This is a genomic window from Burkholderia sp. AU39826 (assembly GCF_020419965.1).
Taxonomy (GTDB): Bacteria; Pseudomonadota; Gammaproteobacteria; order Burkholderiales; family Burkholderiaceae; genus Burkholderia; species Burkholderia semiarida.
In genome coordinates this window covers 256,368-272,350 of record NZ_JAIZQG010000003.1, presented here as the reverse complement: position 1 = coordinate 272,350, position 15,983 = coordinate 256,368, and the positions used below count along the sequence as shown (strand labels likewise).

The 15,983-nt window shown below is 68.7% G+C and carries 13 protein-coding genes; 11 read left to right on the top strand and 2 right to left on the bottom strand.

The genetic code is table 11. The features are described from left to right. Positions 1–326: 326 nt before the first annotated feature. The 11 genes from hchA to LGM42_RS10205 all read left to right on the top strand — a co-directional run bounded on the left by hchA (position 327) and on the right by LGM42_RS10205 (position 12,367). Positions 327–1,208, top strand: a complete 882-nt coding sequence (gene hchA / locus LGM42_RS10255) for a glyoxalase III HchA (protein ID WP_226232147.1) — start codon at positions 327–329, stop codon at positions 1,206–1,208. Between the two features lie 121 nt (positions 1,209–1,329). Next, positions 1,330–2,067, top strand: coding sequence for a response regulator (locus LGM42_RS10250; protein ID WP_059574782.1), 738 nt, complete (start codon positions 1,330–1,332; stop codon positions 2,065–2,067). Then, positions 2,064–3,149 carry an ATP-binding protein gene (locus tag LGM42_RS10245; protein WP_060314657.1) on the top strand — a complete coding sequence of 362 codons (1,086 nt, stop codon included), beginning with the start codon at positions 2,064–2,066 and terminating at the stop codon, positions 3,147–3,149. The genes LGM42_RS10250 and LGM42_RS10245 overlap by 4 nt, the downstream gene beginning before the upstream one ends. A gap of 404 nt (positions 3,150–3,553) precedes the next feature. Beyond that, positions 3,554–4,819 carry an ABC transporter substrate-binding protein gene (locus LGM42_RS10240; protein WP_264160034.1) on the top strand — a complete coding sequence of 422 codons (1,266 nt, stop codon included), beginning with the start codon at positions 3,554–3,556 and terminating at the stop codon, positions 4,817–4,819. 46 nt (positions 4,820–4,865) lie between these two features. Further along, positions 4,866–5,762: a carbohydrate ABC transporter permease gene (locus LGM42_RS10235; RefSeq protein WP_226232229.1), complete on the top strand. Its 897-nt coding sequence runs from the start codon at positions 4,866–4,868 to the stop codon at positions 5,760–5,762. After that, complete coding sequence (locus LGM42_RS10230) at positions 5,750–6,580, top strand: carbohydrate ABC transporter permease (protein ID WP_226232146.1); 831 nt, start codon at positions 5,750–5,752, stop codon at positions 6,578–6,580. Before LGM42_RS10235 ends, LGM42_RS10230 begins: the two co-directional genes overlap by 13 nt. 10 nt (positions 6,581–6,590) lie before the next feature. Next, on the top strand, positions 6,591–7,625 hold the full coding sequence (locus tag LGM42_RS10225; protein WP_226232145.1) for an NAD(P)-dependent alcohol dehydrogenase: 1,035 nt from the start codon (positions 6,591–6,593) through the stop codon (positions 7,623–7,625). 3 nt (positions 7,626–7,628) lie between these two features. Beyond that, a complete protein-coding gene (locus LGM42_RS10220; protein WP_060314651.1) occupies positions 7,629–8,822 on the top strand; it encodes an ABC transporter ATP-binding protein in 1,194 nt (397 codons plus the stop codon). 29 nt (positions 8,823–8,851) lie between these two features. Beyond that, positions 8,852–9,787, top strand: a complete 936-nt coding sequence (locus tag LGM42_RS10215; protein WP_226232144.1) for an AraC family transcriptional regulator — start codon at positions 8,852–8,854, stop codon at positions 9,785–9,787. After that, positions 9,784–11,250 (top strand): xylulokinase, encoded by a 1,467-nt coding sequence (xylB, locus tag LGM42_RS10210; RefSeq protein ID WP_226232143.1) that lies wholly within the window; start codon positions 9,784–9,786, stop codon positions 11,248–11,250. The genes LGM42_RS10215 and xylB overlap by 4 nt, the downstream gene beginning before the upstream one ends. An 82-nt stretch (positions 11,251–11,332) precedes the next feature. Beyond that, positions 11,333–12,367 carry a MerR family transcriptional regulator gene (locus LGM42_RS10205; protein ID WP_226232142.1) on the top strand — a complete coding sequence of 345 codons (1,035 nt, stop codon included), beginning with the start codon at positions 11,333–11,335 and terminating at the stop codon, positions 12,365–12,367. A gap of 148 nt (positions 12,368–12,515) precedes the next feature. Here LGM42_RS10205 and LGM42_RS10200 read toward each other — a convergent pair whose 3' ends face one another. Together LGM42_RS10200 and LGM42_RS10195 are read right to left on the bottom strand one after the other, a co-directional pair. Continuing rightward, positions 12,516–13,358 carry a peptidyl-prolyl cis-trans isomerase gene (locus tag LGM42_RS10200; protein WP_226232141.1) on the bottom strand — a complete coding sequence of 281 codons (843 nt, stop codon included), beginning with the start codon at positions 13,356–13,358 and terminating at the stop codon, positions 12,516–12,518. Positions 13,359–13,701: 343 nt separating this feature from the next. Further along, a complete protein-coding gene (locus tag LGM42_RS10195; protein WP_226232140.1) occupies positions 13,702–15,636 on the bottom strand; it encodes an SMP-30/gluconolactonase/LRE family protein in 1,935 nt (644 codons plus the stop codon). Between the last annotated feature and the right edge of the window lie 347 nt (positions 15,637–15,983).

Sequence of the window (15,983 nt, the reverse complement as noted above, 5' to 3'; positions counted from 1 at the left end):
CGAGCGTGCGGCCACGATACCGGACCGCCCGGCTTTCGCGTCCCCCCTGTCCGGGGGGAGCCAGCCCTTGTCGAAATCGGCCGCCGGCCGCCCGTGCACGTAACACGGCGATTGGCAGGCGATACCCACCCGTTCGGGGAGGCGCTCACCGCAACACGCCGCTGTAGGATGCATCGCAGCGCGTATCCTTCCCGTGGGGTACCCGTTCACCCGACCGGACATGACCGGAACGCCGCGCCGCCGATGCGGATCGCCCTCTGCGGCTCGCGCATGCGGCCACCGGCTCGCGCCCGCCACCTACCCCATCTCCCCAGCAAGGAGCAGCCATGACTTCCGACACGACGCAGATGAGCCGCACGCCCGCACCCGACCCGGCGGAGAACAATGCGTATTTCCCGTCGCCGTATTCGCTGTCGCAGTACACGTCGTCGAAGACGGACTTCGACGGCGCGGATTATCCGAATCCGTACACCGGCGGCAAGTGGAAAGTTCTGATGATCGCGACCGACGAGCGCTACGTCCTGATGACGAACGGCAAGATGTTCTCGACCGGCAATCATCCGGTCGAGATGCTGCTGCCGATGCACCACATGGACAAGGCCGGCTTCGAGATCGACATCGCGACGCTGTCCGGCAATCCGGCCAAGCTCGAACTCTGGGCGATGCCGCGGGACGACGAAGCCGTGCAGAGCACCTACCGCAAGTACCTGCCGAAGCTGAAGACGCCGCTCAAGCTGTCCGACGTGCTCGACCAGCATCCCGGCGCCGAGTCGCCGTATATCGCGGTGTTCATTCCCGGCGGCCATGGCGTGCTCGCCGGCATTTCGCACAGCAAGGACGTCAAGCGCACGCTGCGCTGGGCGCTCGACCACGACCGGCACATCGTCACGCTGTGTCACGGGCCCGCATGCCTGCTGTCGGCCGCCGTCGACGAAGATCCGCGCGACTATCCGTTCAAGGACTACGAGATGTGCGTGTTTCCGGATGCGCTCGACACCGGGCCGAACCTCGACATCGGCTACATGCCGGGCCCGCTGCCGTGGCTCGTCGCGCAAAGCCTCGAAAAGCTCGGCGCGCGCGTGCTGAACAAGGACATGACCGGCCGCTGCCATCAGGACCGCAAACTGATCACGGGCGACAGCCCGCTCGCGTCGAACGGCGTCGGCAAGCTCGCGGCCGCCGCGCTGCTGAAGGAAGTCGGGCACTGACGGTTTGCGCCGCCTGGGGCGGCGTCTCGCCGGGGCGTGGCCGCCCGTCTCCAATCGATCGACCGGGCCGTACGGTAGTATGGCGATCCAATGGAACCCCGATGGATCCGAACGAGTGGCCATGCCCGAATTTTCTTCATCTGCCGGCGCCGGCCAAGGCGCGCAAGCGCTCGTCCTCATCGCCGAGGACGAACCCGAGATCGCCGAGATCCTGATCGCCTATTTCGCGCGCAACGGCCTGCGTACCGTGCACGCCGCCGACGGCCGCCGCGCACTCGAACTCCACCTGTCGCTGAAGCCCGACCTCGTGCTGCTCGACGTGCAGATGCCGCACGTCGACGGCTGGAAGGTGCTCGCCGAGATTCGCCATCGCGGCGACACGCCGGTCATCATGCTGACCGCGCTCGACCAGGACATCGACAAGCTGACCGGGCTGCGCATCGGCGCCGACGACTACGTGGTCAAGCCGTTCAACCCCGCCGAAGTCGTCGCGCGCGCGCAGGCCGTGCTGCGCCGGTCGATGGGCGGCGCGCGCCAGGACGAACAGCGCGTGCTGCGCGCGGCGCCGTTCGAGATCGATCTCGAGCACCACGAAGCGACGGTCGAAATCGACGGCACGCGCCGCACGCTCGTGCTGACGCTCACCGAATTCAAGCTGCTCGCGCAGCTCGCGCGCGCGCCGCGCCGCGTGTTCAGCCGCGCCGAGCTGATGGCCACCTGCCTGCCGGAAGGCGACGCGCTGGAGCGCACGGTCGACAGCCACGTCAGCAAGCTGCGCAAGAAACTCGACGATCTCGGCGTCGCGGGCGTGCCGGCAAGCGTGCGCGGCGTCGGCTACAAACTGTGGAGCGGCGAGTGAGACTCGATGGCCTGAGCCGTCAGATCGCGCTGACGATGGGCGCGATCGCCTTCGGCGTCACGGTGCTGATCGTCGTGACGGCCTACGCGTTCTACTACCTGCTGTACCAGTACTCGCCCCAGTCGTTCCAGGCGGTGAGCTGGCTGCCGAGCGGGCCGGAGTGGGTGTGGATCATCTCGACCACGCTGGTCGGCCTGTTGATCGCGGTCGTCGTCGCGATCAACCTGTCGCGCCGCATCCTCGTGCCGCTGAATTCGGTGACGGACAGCATCCGCCGCGTCGCGCGCGGCGATCTCGGGGCGCGCGCCGTCGCAGGCGACCGTTCGTTGAAGGAAGCGGCGCTGCTCGCCGACAACTTCAACGCGCTCGCGAGCGAGCTGCAGCGCGTGACCGCCGAGCAAACCTTCTGGAACGCGGCGATCGCGCACGAACTGCGCACGCCCGTGACCGTGCTGCGCGGGCGGCTGCAGGGGCTCGCCGAAGGCGTGTTCACGCCGAGCGACGCGCTGTACCGCAGCCTGCTCGCGCAGGTCGAAGGGCTGACGCGGCTGATCGAGGATCTGCGCGTGGTCAGCCTCGCCGACAGCGGCCACCTGAGCATCGAGATCCGCGACACCGACCTCGCCGCCGAGGTGCGCGCCGTGGTCGACGCGTTCGCGCACGCGCTGCAGGCCGCCGGCCAGCATCCGGAATTCGATCTCGACCCGCGGCGCATGCGCTGCGATCCGGTCCGCATCCGCCAGGCGTTGCTCGCGTTGCTGGAAAACGCACGCCGCCACGCGGTGCCCGGCGCGATCCGGATCCAGACGCGTATCGAGAACGGGATGTGCCGGCTGCGCGTCGAGGACGACGGCCCGGGCATCCCGGCCGAGTTCGCGCCGCACGTGTTCCAGGCATTCCGGCGCGTCGACGAGACGCAACCCGGCGGCACGGGCCTCGGCCTCGCCGTCGTCGCGGCGATCGCGCGCGCGCACCGCGGCGAAGCGCTGTGCGTGCCGACCGGCGCGGGCGGCACGCGGTTCGAGGTGCAGTGGCCCGACGATCTCGTGCCCGCGCCCGACAGCGCGCGCTTTCCGGCGTAGCGCGACGCCGCTCCCCGCTCACGCACGCGGTTCGCGCCCGACCTGTTCGAGCGGCGGGCTGAACCCGGCGCCGTGTACGCCATCACGGGCACCGCCCCGCTTCCCGGCCGCGCGCCGCGCGATCTGGCATGACAACGCGCTGCGGGTGTACCGGATCGCACTCGACGCGCCGCATGAACCCGCGGGCGGGTAGCGCCGGTTTCCCGCCGTTCCGCCTCGTCGGGCCGGCACCGCGCCGCGCCCCCACCACCACATTTTGTGCATCGCACGACCGACCCTGAGCAAAAAGTATCGGTTCACGAATCCTTTTGATGTGGTGATCGCATCGCCCGCGTCACACCATTGTTCCTGCCGTCATCGGCGGCATTCGAACAAGCAGAATCAAGGAGACACGGGTGAACAAGATGCGAATCGTCGCAGCCGGCCTGCTGCTCGGCGCCTGTCTGCCGGGCGTCGCGGCCGCGCAAACCTGCAAGGTGCCGACCCTTCGGGTGCTCGCGCAGAAGAGCCTCGGCCTGTCGGTGATGGAGAAATCGCTGGCCGACTACGAGAAGAAGAGCGGCACCAAGGTCGAGATCAGCTATTTCGGCGAGAACGATCGCCGCGCGAAATCGCGCCTCGACGCGTCGACCGGCGCGGGTTCCTACCAGATCTACTACGTCGACGAGGCGAACGTCGCCGAATTCGCGTCGGCCAACTGGATCGTGCCGCTCCTCAAGTACTACCCGAAGGACTACGACTACGACGACTTCCTGCCCGGCCGCCGCGCGGTCGCGAGCTACAACGGCGTCGCGTACTTCGCGCCGCTGATCGGCGGCGGCGACTTCCTGTTCTACCGCCGCGACCTGCTCGACGCCGCGCACATCCCGGTGCCGAAGACGCTCGACCAGCTCGTCGCCGCGATCAAGAAGTTGAACGCGCCGCCGAAGGTGTACGGCTGGGTCGCGCGCGGCCAGCGCGGCTCGGGAATGAACGTGTGGCGCTGGTCGCCGTTCATGCTCGGCATGGGCGGCACGTGGACCGACAAGGGCGGCCAGCCCGCGTTCGACTCGCCGGCCGCGGTGAAGGCCACGCAACTCTACAGCGACCTGTTCAAGTACGCGCCGCCCGGCTCGGCGACCTACGACTGGAGCAACGCGCTCGAAGCGTTCCGTTCGGGCAAGGTCGCGTTCATGATCGAATCGACGCCGTTCGCCGACTGGATGGAAGATGCGAGCAAGTCGAGCGTGGCCGGCAAGGTCGGCTACACGCGCCCGCCCGCGCCGCTGCCGTCGGCCGCTTACGGCCACGGCTTCGCGATCTCGGCGGTCGGCGCGAAGGACGACTGCACGCGGACGGCCGCCGGCCGCTTCATCGCATGGGCGACCAGCAAGGACCAGGAACAGGCGCGGCTGCGCAATGGCGTGTTCAGCGACTACAACCGTTCGAGCACCATCGGCAGCCCGTACTTCAAGCAGCATGTCGCGCCCCAGATCCAGGCCGGACTGAACGACACGAACCCCGTCACGCAGGTGACGATCTGGCGCACGCCGCAGTGGCCGGATATCGGCGACAACCTCGGCATCGCGCTCGAACAGGTGTTCACCGGCACGCAGACGGATATCCGCGGCACGCTCGACGACGCGGACCAGTACGCGAAGGACGCGCTCGAACATGGCGCTCGCAAATGACGGCGCCGGCGGACGCGCGCTCGGCGTCCGCCCGGCCCCTTCCGCAATGTCGGCCCGGCGCGGCCGCGCGCGCCGCGACCGCACGAGCCTGCCGTGGGTGTTCCTCGCGCCGACGCTCGCGCTGCTCGCGGTCCTGAGCCTCGTCCCGACGATCGCCGCGATCAACCTCGCGCTGCGCAATCGCGTGCTGCGCTACCCGGACAGCGAATACGTCGGCCTGCGCAACTTCATCCGGCTCGCGTCGGACCGCCGCTTCCTGAACGCGATCGAGGTATCGGTGCTGTGGGAAGTCGTCACGGTCGCCGGCGCGGTGCTCGTCGGCATCGCACTCGCGGTGTTCCTGTTCGAGCGCGTGCACGGCCGCTGGCGCCGCTTCGCGTCGCTGGTGCTGATCATGCCGGTGCTGCTGCCGCGCGTGTCGGCCGCGTTCATCTGGAAGTTCATGTACGCGCCGCTCACCGGCATCCTGAGCTGGCTGCTCGGCACGCTCGGCGTCGAGCACACCGCGTTCCTCGCCGATCCGCATCTCGCGCTGTACGCGGTCGCGCTCGTCGACGTGTGGCAGTGGGGGCTGTTCTTCGCGGTCGTGATCCTGAAGCTGCTCGAGGCGCTGCCGCCCGAGCCGCTCGAAGCCGCGCGGCTCGACTACGCGACGACGTGGCAGGTGCATGCGTACATCGCGCTGCCGATGCTGAAGGCGCCGCTCGTGAGCCTCGTGTTCATCAAGATGGTCGAGTCGCTGCGCTCGTTCGACCTGATCTACGTGATGACCAAGGGCGGCCCGGGCATCGCGACCGAAACGCTCGATCTCTACGCGTACCAGCAGGGCATCGGCCTCGCCGGCAAGGTGTCGTATGCGTCGGGCATGGCCGTGCTGATGATGGTCGCGACCACGCTGGTCTTCACGCTCATCTGGAAGAGGGTCAACAAATGGGACGACTGACCGCCCGCCGCGGCCCCGCCGCCACCGTGTCCACCGCCGCGATCGCCGGCGCGATCCTGCTCGTCGCCGCGTTCCCGCTGTTCTGGGCCGTGCTCAATTCGCTCAAGCACCTGCTCGACATCGTCACGCCCGTGCCGCGTTTCTTCTTCACGCCGACGCTCGCGAACTACGAACAGGTGCTGTCGAGCCCCGAGGTGCTGATCGGCCTCGGCAACAGCATCGCGATCGTCGGCGCGGCCGTACTGATCGGCGCGGTGCTCGGCGTGCCGGCCGCGTATGCGATCGCGCGCTACCCGGTGCGCGGCAAGCGCGACATCCAGTTCTTCCTGCTGTCGCTGCGCTTTTTGCCGCCGGTCGCGGTCGCGCTGCCGCTGATCGCGATCTGGGTCGATCTCGGGCTGTACGACACCAAGCTGTCGATGATCGTCACGTACCTGCTCGTCACGCTGTCGACCATCACGTGGCTGTCGATCCCCGTGTTCCGCCGGCTGCCGCGCGAGATCGAGGAAGCCGCCGCGCTCGACGGCTACGGCCCGTACGCGGTGTTCTGGCATATCGCGCTGCCGGTGTGCGCGAGCACGCTGCTCGGCGGCATCGTGTTCAGCTTCGTGCTGGTGTGGAACGAACTGATGATCGCGCTCGCACTCACGTCGTCGCGCAGCGCGACGCTGCCGGTGGTCGCGTCCGCGTTCACGTCGCTCGGCCAGGAAGTGCCGTGGGGCGTAATCAACGCATCGACGGTGCTGCTCGCGCTGCCGCCGCTCGTCTTCGTCGGCATGCTGAGCCGGCTGCTCAATTCGATCGTCAAGGGAAAATGAGGAGAACACGTTGAAAGCACTCGTACTCGAACGCACGCGCGAGCTCGCGCTGCGCGACATCGACCTGCCGCAACAGGTCGGCCCCGGCGACGTCCGGATCAAGGTCCATACGGTCGGCGTCTGCGGCAGCGACGTGCATTACTACGTGCACGGCGGGATCGGCCCGTTTCGCGTCGACGCGCCGATGGTGCTCGGCCACGAGGCGTCCGGCACGGTCGTCGAAATCGGCAGCGACGTCACGCACCTGCGCGTCGGCGACCGCGTGTGCATGGAGCCCGGCGTGCCTCGCCTCGATTCGCCCGCGACGCTGCGCGGGCTCTACAACCTCGATCCCGACGTGCGCTTCTGGGCGACACCGCCCATCCACGGCTGCCTGACGCCGTTCGTCGTGCATCCGGCCGCGTTCACGTACCGGCTGCCCGACAACGTGTCGTTCGCCGAAGGCGCGATCGTCGAGCCGCTGTCGATCGGCCTGCAGGCCGCGAAGAAGGCGGCGATGAAGCCGGGCGACCTCGCGGTCGTGATCGGCGCCGGCACGATCGGCGCGATGACGGCGCTCGCCGCGCTCGCCGGCGGCGCCGCGCGCGTGATCCTCGCCGACGTCGTGCCGGAGAAGCTCGCGCTGTTCGCCGCCAACCCGGCCGTCACGACCGTCGACGTGCGTACGCGGCCGCTGGCCGACGCGGTGGCCGACGCCTCCGGCGGCTGGGGCGCGGACGTCGTGTTCGAGGCGAGCGGCAGCGCGAATGCGTATGCGGGGCTCGTCGACCTGATGTGCCCGGGCGGCTGCGCGGTGCTGATCGGGATGCCGGTCGCGCCGGTGCCGCTCGACGTGGTCGCGCTGCAGGCGAAGGAAGGCCGCATCGAATCGGTGTTCCGCTACGCGAACATCTTCCCGCGCGCGCTCGCGCTGATCGCGTCCGGCGCGATCGACGTGAAGCCGTTCATCTCGCGCACGTTCCCGTTCTCCGAAGGCGTGCGCGCGTTCGAGGAAGCGGCGAGCGGGCAGCCGCGCGACGTCAAGATTCAGATCGAAATGGATTGAGCCATGGCCCAGATCACCTGCAAAGCCTTGTCGAAGCACTACGACGGCGGCCCCGCCGTGCTGCATCCGCTCGACCTCGAGATCGCCGACGGCGAATTCATCGTGCTGCTCGGCCCGTCCGGCTGCGGCAAGTCCACGATGCTGCGGATGATCGCGGGCCTCGAGGCGATCACCGGCGGCGAGCTCGTGATCGGCGATGCGGTCGTCAACGATCTGCCGTCGCGCGAGCGGAACGTCGCGATGGTGTTCCAGAACTACGCGCTGTACCCGCACATGACGGTGTACGACAACATCGCGTTCGGCCTGCGGCGGCTGAAGGTGCCCGCCGACGAGATCGACCGCCGCGTGCGCGACGTCGCGCGCATCCTGAGCCTCGATGCGTTGCTCGATCGCCGCCCGCGTGCGATGTCGGGCGGCCAGCAGCAGCGTGCGGCGATCGCGCGCGCGATGATCAAGACGCCCGCCGTGTTCCTGTTCGACGAGCCGCTGTCGAACCTCGACGCGAAGCTGCGCACGCAGTTGCGCGGCGACATCAAGCGGCTGCACCGGCAACTGAAGACGACCACGCTGTACGTCACGCACGATCAGCTCGAAGCGATGACGCTCGCCGACCGCGTCGTGCTGATGCGCGGCGGCCACATCGAGCAGATCGGCACGCCGGCCGAGCTGTACGGCCAGCCGCATACGGTATTCGCGGCGGGGTTCGTCGGCACGCCCGCGATGAACTTCGCGGACGGCACCATCGAGCGCGTCGGCGCGAACGTGCTGCTCGACTGCAACGGCGCGCGCTGGCCGCTCGCGTCTTCACGCTTCGCGCGGCTGCAGGACGGCCAGCAGGTCAAGGCGGCGATTCGCCCGAACCACCTGCGGCTCGCCACCGAAGGCGATCCGACCCCGGGCACGCTGTCGCTCACCGGCACGGTCGAGCTCGTCGAGCTGCTCGGCGCGGAGGCGCTCGTCACGCTGGACTGGCGCGGCCAGCCGTGCGCGGCCCTCGTGCCGGCCCCGATGGCCCCGGCGCCGGGCGCCGTGGTAGCGTTTCGCTTCGACGAAGAAGCCCTGCATCTGTTCGACGCCGGCACCGAGCGCAACGTCACGCTGCCGGACGCGAACCCGATCGCGCACGCGGCGCCGCCGGCGGCCGCGACGCGCACCACGCCGCCTGCCGCGACGGGCTGGTCGATGTCCCGCCCGTAGCACGCCGGCACGCCCCGACGGAGCACACGATGAACCCGGATCTCGAGATCGTTCCCACCCACCGCGACGAATCGTTCCGCGCGTGGGTCCACGACTATCCGCATTCGGTCGCGAAGTGGCACTTCCATCCCGAGTACGAGATTCACCTGATCCAGGCGTCGCGCGGCAAGGTGTTCGTCGGCGACCACATCGGCGATTTCGGCCCCGGCAACCTGATCGTCACCGGGCCGAACCTGCCGCACAACTGGGTCAGCGAGCTCGCCGACGGCGAACGCGTGCCGTCGCGCGACGTCGTGCTGCAGTTCTCGCGCGATGCGATCGAGAAGATGGTCGACGCGTTCAGCGAGCTGCAGCCGGTGATCGAGCTGATCGACGACGCGGCGCGCGGCGTGCAGTTTCCCGATCGCGTCGGCCTCGAGGTCGCGCCGCTGATGCTCGAACTCGCGAACGCGCACGGCTGCCGGCGCGTCGAGATCCTGATGTCGCTGTTCGACCGGCTGTCGTCGTGCCGCGAGCGGCGCGTGCTCGCGGGCCCCGGCTACCGCAGCGACGCGCAGCACTACATGTCGTCGACCATCAACCAGGTGCTGTCGTACCTGCAGCAGAACCTGCCCGGCATGCTGCGCGAAGCCGACGTCGCCGCGTTCGCCGGCATGAGCGTGAGCACCTTCACGCGGTTTTTCCGGCGTCACACCGGCTCGTCGTTCGTGCGCTACCTGAACCGGCTGCGCATCAACGAGGCCTGCGAATTGCTGATGTTTTCCGACCTGACGGTGACCGACATCTGCTACCGGGTTGGCTTCAACAACCTGTCGAACTTCAACCGTCAGTTTCTCGCGATGAAGCAGGTGCCGCCGTCGAAGTTCCGCGCGCTGCACCGGCTCAACGAACCACACGGCCGCGACGACGCGCCGCCCCCGCGACGCGCGCCGCCGCGCGCCCCAGACAGGACGCTTCATACGTGACATATCTCGGCATCGATCTCGGCACGTCCGAGGTCAAGGTTCTGCTCACCGATTCCCGATCGGTCCCGCTCGCGACCGGCTCGGCCACGCTGTCGATCAGCCGTCCGCATCCGCACTGGTCCGAACAAAGCCCGCAGGCGTGGTGGCACGCGATGCTCGACGCGATCGCGTCGGTGCGGGCCGCGCACCCGGCCGGCTTCGCCGCGCTGCGCGGCATCGCGCTGTCCGGGCAAATGCACGGCGCGACGCTGATCGACCGCGCGGACCAGGTACTGCGCCCCGCGATCCTGTGGAACGACACGCGCGCCGGCACCGAATGCGTGGAGCTCGAGGCGCTGGTGCCGGAATCGCGCACGATCACCGGCAACATGGCGATGCCCGGCTTCACCGCGCCGAAGCTGCTGTGGCTCGCCAAATACGAGCCGGCCGTGTTTCGCGCAGTCCACAAGGTGCTGCTGCCGAAGGACTACCTGATCTGGCGGCTGTCCGGCGAATTCGTGTCCGACATGTCCGACGCGTCGGGCACGCTATGGCTCGACTGCGCGCGCCGCGACTGGTCCGACCGGATGCTCGCCGCGACCGAGCTGTCGCGCGCGCAGATGCCGCGCCTCGTCGAAGGCAACGCGGCCGCCGCGCAACTGCGCGACACGCTGCGGCGCGAATGGGGCATCGCCGGGCCCGTGACGATCGCCGGCGGTGCCGGCGACAATGCGGCGTCCGCGATCGGCATGGGCGTCACGGGCGCCGGCAGCGGCTTCCTGTCGCTCGGCACGTCGGGTGTGCTGTTCGCCGGCAACGACCGCTTCGCGCCGAATCCGGACGCCGCCGTGCACGCGTTCTGCCACTGCGTCGAAGGGCGCTGGCACCAGATGAGCGTGATCCTGTCGGCCGCCGCGAGCCTCGACTGGCTCGCGCGCGCGCACGGCACGACGGCCGGCGCGCTCGCCCCGCGTGCGGAACGCGCCGATCCGGCCCGCGCGCCGCTGTTCCTGCCGTATCTCGGCGGCGAGCGCACGCCGCACAACGACGCGCATGCGCGTGGCGTGTTCTTCGGGCTGTCGAACGAACACGGTGCGGACGAGCTCGCGTATGCGGTGATGGAAGGCGTCGCGTTCGCGATGGCCGACGGCTACGACGCGCTGCGCGCGGCCGGCACGACGCTCGACGCGGTGTCGTTCATCGGCGGCGGCTCGAAGAGCGCGTTCTGGGCGCGGCTGTGCGCGAATGCGACCGGGCTCGCGATGCAGCGCCACGCGGACGGCGCGGTCGGCGCGGCACTCGGCGCCGCGCGGCTCGCGCGGCTGGCTGCGACGAGCGACACCCTCGCGGAAGTCTGTGTCGCGCCGCTCGTCACGGAAACGGTCGCGCCCGATGCCGCGTCGGTCGATCTACTGGCGGGGCGGCTTGCACGGTATCGGCGGCTGTATCGCGCGCTGCGGGACGAGTTCGCGGCCGCCGACTGAGCGTTAGAGCGATCGCGCTTGACCCGGCCCTTGGGATCGCCTTTATGCTGACCGCAACGAATCGACAGCAAAGAGGTGACGGATGGGTTCGTCCACGCCCCGTTTGAACGCATCGGCCGCCGCCGCGCGGCTCGGCGTCTCGATCAAGGCGCTGCGGCTGTACGAGCGGCACGGCCTCGTCACGCCCGAGCGCACGCCGGCCGGATACCGCGCGTACGGCCCGGACGACCTCGCGCGCGCCGCCGACATCGCGGCGCTGCGCAAGCTCGGCCTCGGTCTCGCGCAGGTGGCGAGCGTGCTCGGCGGCGATGCGCGCAGCCTCGATGCAGCGCTCGGCGCTCACGAAGCGGCGCTCGATCGCGGAATTCAGGATCTCGTGAGCAAGCTCGACCGCGTGCGTGCGATGCGCGCCGGCCTGGCTCGGGGACGGATGCCCGCGGACGGGGAACTCACGCGGCTGCTCGACGCTGGCAGCGCCGGCGTCACGTTCAGCCTGCCGTGGCCGTGGGGCGGCGAACGGTTCGAGTGTCGCGATATCCGGCCGTTGAACTACATCATCGGTTCGCTCGGGAGCGGCAAGACGCGGCTCGCGCTTCGGCTGGCCGACGCGCTGCCCGGCGCCGTGTTCGTCGGCCTCGATCGGCTCGACGACGATGGTGCAGCCGCATCGGATGCATTGCGTGCCGATCCGGAACTGAAGTCGCGTGTCGACCGCACGTCGGCGTTGCTCATCGGCAAAGGCGCGACGCCGTCGGCGGCGCTGACCGCACTGCTCGTCGGCCTCGAAGCAGCAAGCCCGCGCGTGCGGATCGTCGACATGATCGAACAGGATCTCGATCGCGCCACGCAACTGGCGTTGATCGCGCATCTGCGCGAATGCGCGGCCGCCGGCATGCGGCCGCTGTTCTTGCTGACGCGCTCGTCGGCGATCCTCGATCTCGCGGCGGTCGGCCCCGACGAAACCATTCTGCTGTGCCCGGTCAATCACAGCCCGCCTGTGCGCGTGGCGCCTTACCCGGGCGCGCCGGGGTATGAAGCCGTGGCCACGTGCCTGGCGGCGCCGGAAGTTCGGGAGCGGGTCGCGCGGCGGCCGGAAGCGGCGCGCTGTCAGGCCTGATAGGCAGCAGAAGAGAAGATTTGCCGGCCCGCCCCGTCGGCGAACCTGGCAGCACGCGTCAAGCGGGTAGGTATCGACCTGGACGACAGGCGTGCCCGCAAGCCTGCGAACGCGTGACGCGCATCGATGCGACCGCACCGCTTTTCCATTACTGCGTGATCTTCGCGCCCTTCAGCAGGTTGCCGATCATCTGCGCACTCGCCTTCTCGACCGCGATCGCCTGCAACTGCTGCTGAAGCGTCGGCTTCGCGGTTTCGAAAGCCGGCACCTGCGTCGGCCGCTTCGCATCCAGCTTCACGATCGCCCGCACGCCATCGACGGGAATCGAATCCTTCGTCACCGCGCCAACGGGCAGTTTCTCGAGCGCCTGCGCGACCGGCAGCGGCAACCCGGCCGTCTTGCCCGCCGCCGCCGGCGTGTTGAAGCTCACCCACGGCAGCTCGCCGCCGGTATCGCGGCTCGGCGCGACGCTGTACTGGCGCGCGAGCCCGTCGAACGACTTGCCCGCTTTCAACTCGCTCAGCACGGTGGCCGCCGCGACCGGATCCTTGACGACGATCACGCGCGGCTTGTATTCGTTCTTGCCGAGCGCGGCGACGAGCTCGTCGTAGCGCGCCTTGACCTGCTCGTCCGTCACGGGCTCCGGCTTCACGTTGTCGCGCAGGTACAGCTGCACCTCGGCCGTCACCTTCGCCTGCTGCATCGCCGCCTTGACCTCGGGCTTGTCCGCGTAGTTGGCCTTCTCGGCCGCCTGCTGCACCAGCACGCGCGTGATCAGCTGATTCTTGATCGCCTCGCGGATCTGCGGCGAATCGGCCTGCCCGGACGCGCGCAGCAGCGTATCGACGTCGGCCTGCGTGATCGGCGTGCCGTTGACGGTCGCGACGGTCGCCGCGCCCGCCGCCGTTTCCGCGTGGACGGGGCCCGTCAGCGTGCCGGCCAGCGCAGCGATCAGCAACAGGCGGTTCGGTGTCGTTTTCATTTTCGTCATGTCGTCACTTCGGCTCAAAAATCGCGGCATCGGGCTGCCGCGCAAGTTCACCGGCGCGGCAATGTGCCGGCGCAACCGGTCGGTCGATTCGGTTCATCGTCGTGTGCACGCGCACTGCCTGCCGGTGCCGCCGCTATTGTGCCCGGATCGGGCGTTCCGCGCCGTGGGGTTGGGAACGGCCGCCCGGCGGGCGGTGAGGCGCGCGTTGCGCACGCCGCTCATTACGCGCGCGCGATGCGGAAATTGCGTGGAAGCACGATGGACGTCCGGCGACACGCGGTGAATTCCGTCGTTGCCGCGCGGGCACGGCCGGCGGACCGCGGCCGCGCATGCGTGATCGACGTCAGGGCGTCCACCGGTACACGGTGATGCTGTTCCCCTTCACGTTGTTCTTCATCACCACGTACTCGCCGTTCGACCGGCGATACGCACGGATGCTGTACATCGCATCGATCGCGCTGCTGGTATCGACGGTCGCGGGGCTCGTGTTGACCAGCGTCGTGTCGAGGCTTCCCGTGGTCAGATTGAACGCGTCGACGTTCGGCCACAGCGGCCCGCTGCTGCTGAACCAGTAGCCGACGAACAGATGGTTGCCCGCCGCGTCGATCGATTTCGCGCCGCTGTGCGGCAGCGTGATCACCGGGTCGGGCTTCGTCGTGTTGCCCGCGCGCCAGCCGTGATACACCTCGATGCGCGTGCCGATCGACGTCCAGTCGTTGCTGCCGAGCGCGCCCTGCGCGAGCACCATCGTGTCGCTGTCCGCGAGATAGACGATGCGCGTGAGCGGCTGGATGCTGGCCGGAATGCGGGTCGCGACGCCGGGCCCCCACGACGGCTTGCCGTTCGCGTCGAAGCCGGTCAGCGGGTAATGCGTGATCGTGCCGGTCTTGTCGAGGCCGGCCCATACGCCACCCTGGCTGTCGAGGCTGAAGCCGCCCGTCACGCGCTGCGTCGTGTTGAACGCAGGGCCGGGAAGCGAGCCGTCCGGAATCGCGACGTAACCGTTCGCCGCGTTGAAATGATAGAAGTAGAAGACCGGCGGGTTCTGGCCGGCCGCGACGAGAATCCGGTTCGCGCCGACCGACGTGAGCAGCCCGAAGTGTTCGTCGCGCTGCGTGTCGCTCATGTTGATGCGCGGGTCCGACGGATACGTGAACGGGTCGACGGTGTTCGCGACGAACTTGCCGCCCGCGCTGCCGCTGTAGATGTGCGTGCCGCCGTAGAACAGCGCGCCGTCCGTGACCGGGTCCGGCGCGGCGATGCCTTCGAAGTTCAGCGACTGCAGTGTCCAGCGCAGGCTGCCGGTGCTGCTGTACGCGTGAATGTCGGTCGCGCCATTGCGGCCGAGATCCCAGCTGCCGCCCCACGGATTGTTGAGCACATAGAGATTGCCGCCGGTGTCCTTGCCGATCCCGACGATGCGCGTGAAGCGTTGCGGGCCGACCTGCCCCTTGATGCCCGTCGTCGTGTCGAGATAGCCGCCGCGCACGCCGAACGTGCCGACGAGCGCCGGCCGGCCCGAGATCGAATAACGCTTGATGTTCTGGTCCGGGCCTTCGTCGCCCGCCAGCAATTGCCCGGCCGCCGCGTCGACATACAGCGCCGACGGCTGCGAGCCGGCCGGCATGCGGATCGTGTTCAGCAGCGCGCCGGCCGGGCTGAAGCCGACGATCGAGCCGGCACGCTTCTGCGCGACCCACACGTTGCCCGCGCCGTCCACCGCGAGCGCGCCCGGCGCCGATACGCCGATGTCGCGCTGCCACACGCCATCGGTCGTGAACACGCGCACGCGATTGCCGTAGAAATCGCTCGCATACAACAGCGAGCCGGCCGTCGCGAGCCCGGTGACGACGTCGATGCGCGGCTGGTTGGTTGCCGCGCTGATCTGGATCACGCGGTCGCGATACTTCGTCGCGCGGTTGTAGCGCCCCACCGCGCCGCTGCCGTAGGTCTTGCCGGGCTGCAGCGCGACGAACAGCGATGTCGCGTTGCCGGTGATCGCGCTGCCCTGGAATTCCGAATGCGCGCCGATCGAGCCGATGCTCTTGCCGTTCTGGTAGATCGCGACGCCACCTTCGTCCTCGTCCCACATCGACGCCGTGTAGATCACGCCTTCGGGTGCGACCCACATCGCACGCGCCACGTTGCCGACGTGCGCCGCGAGCGTGCCGTACGTGTTCGCGATCCAGTCGGTCGTGTTGGCTGCATGCGCGGCGGATGCACATGCGGCGATCGCCGCGGCAACAAGCGCGGCCCGGATTCGTTGTCTGGCGACCATGACGGAGGCTCTCCTGAATGGGATAAACATTCACATGAAGGATCGGCCGGCCAGATGGCTTGAAGTCCGCGAGATGTAAATTCTTCCCTGAATCATCCGGCGCAGTCGGTATGACGTACGGCATGCGTTCGATAATGCGCAGGGCGAGAATAGCGTTATATAAATCGAAAAAAATTGCGAATCGCCCGCGCTTGCGGCGAGCGCGGCTTCGCGTCAGTAAATGGTCACTTACGCGCCAGATCGGAAATGGAGAAAATCAGGCATTCGCCGCCGGGAATATCGCCGGGGATTCAACGACGATGGATTGAAACGGCGAATGCCATTTCGGCAGTATCGGGAAAAATCCA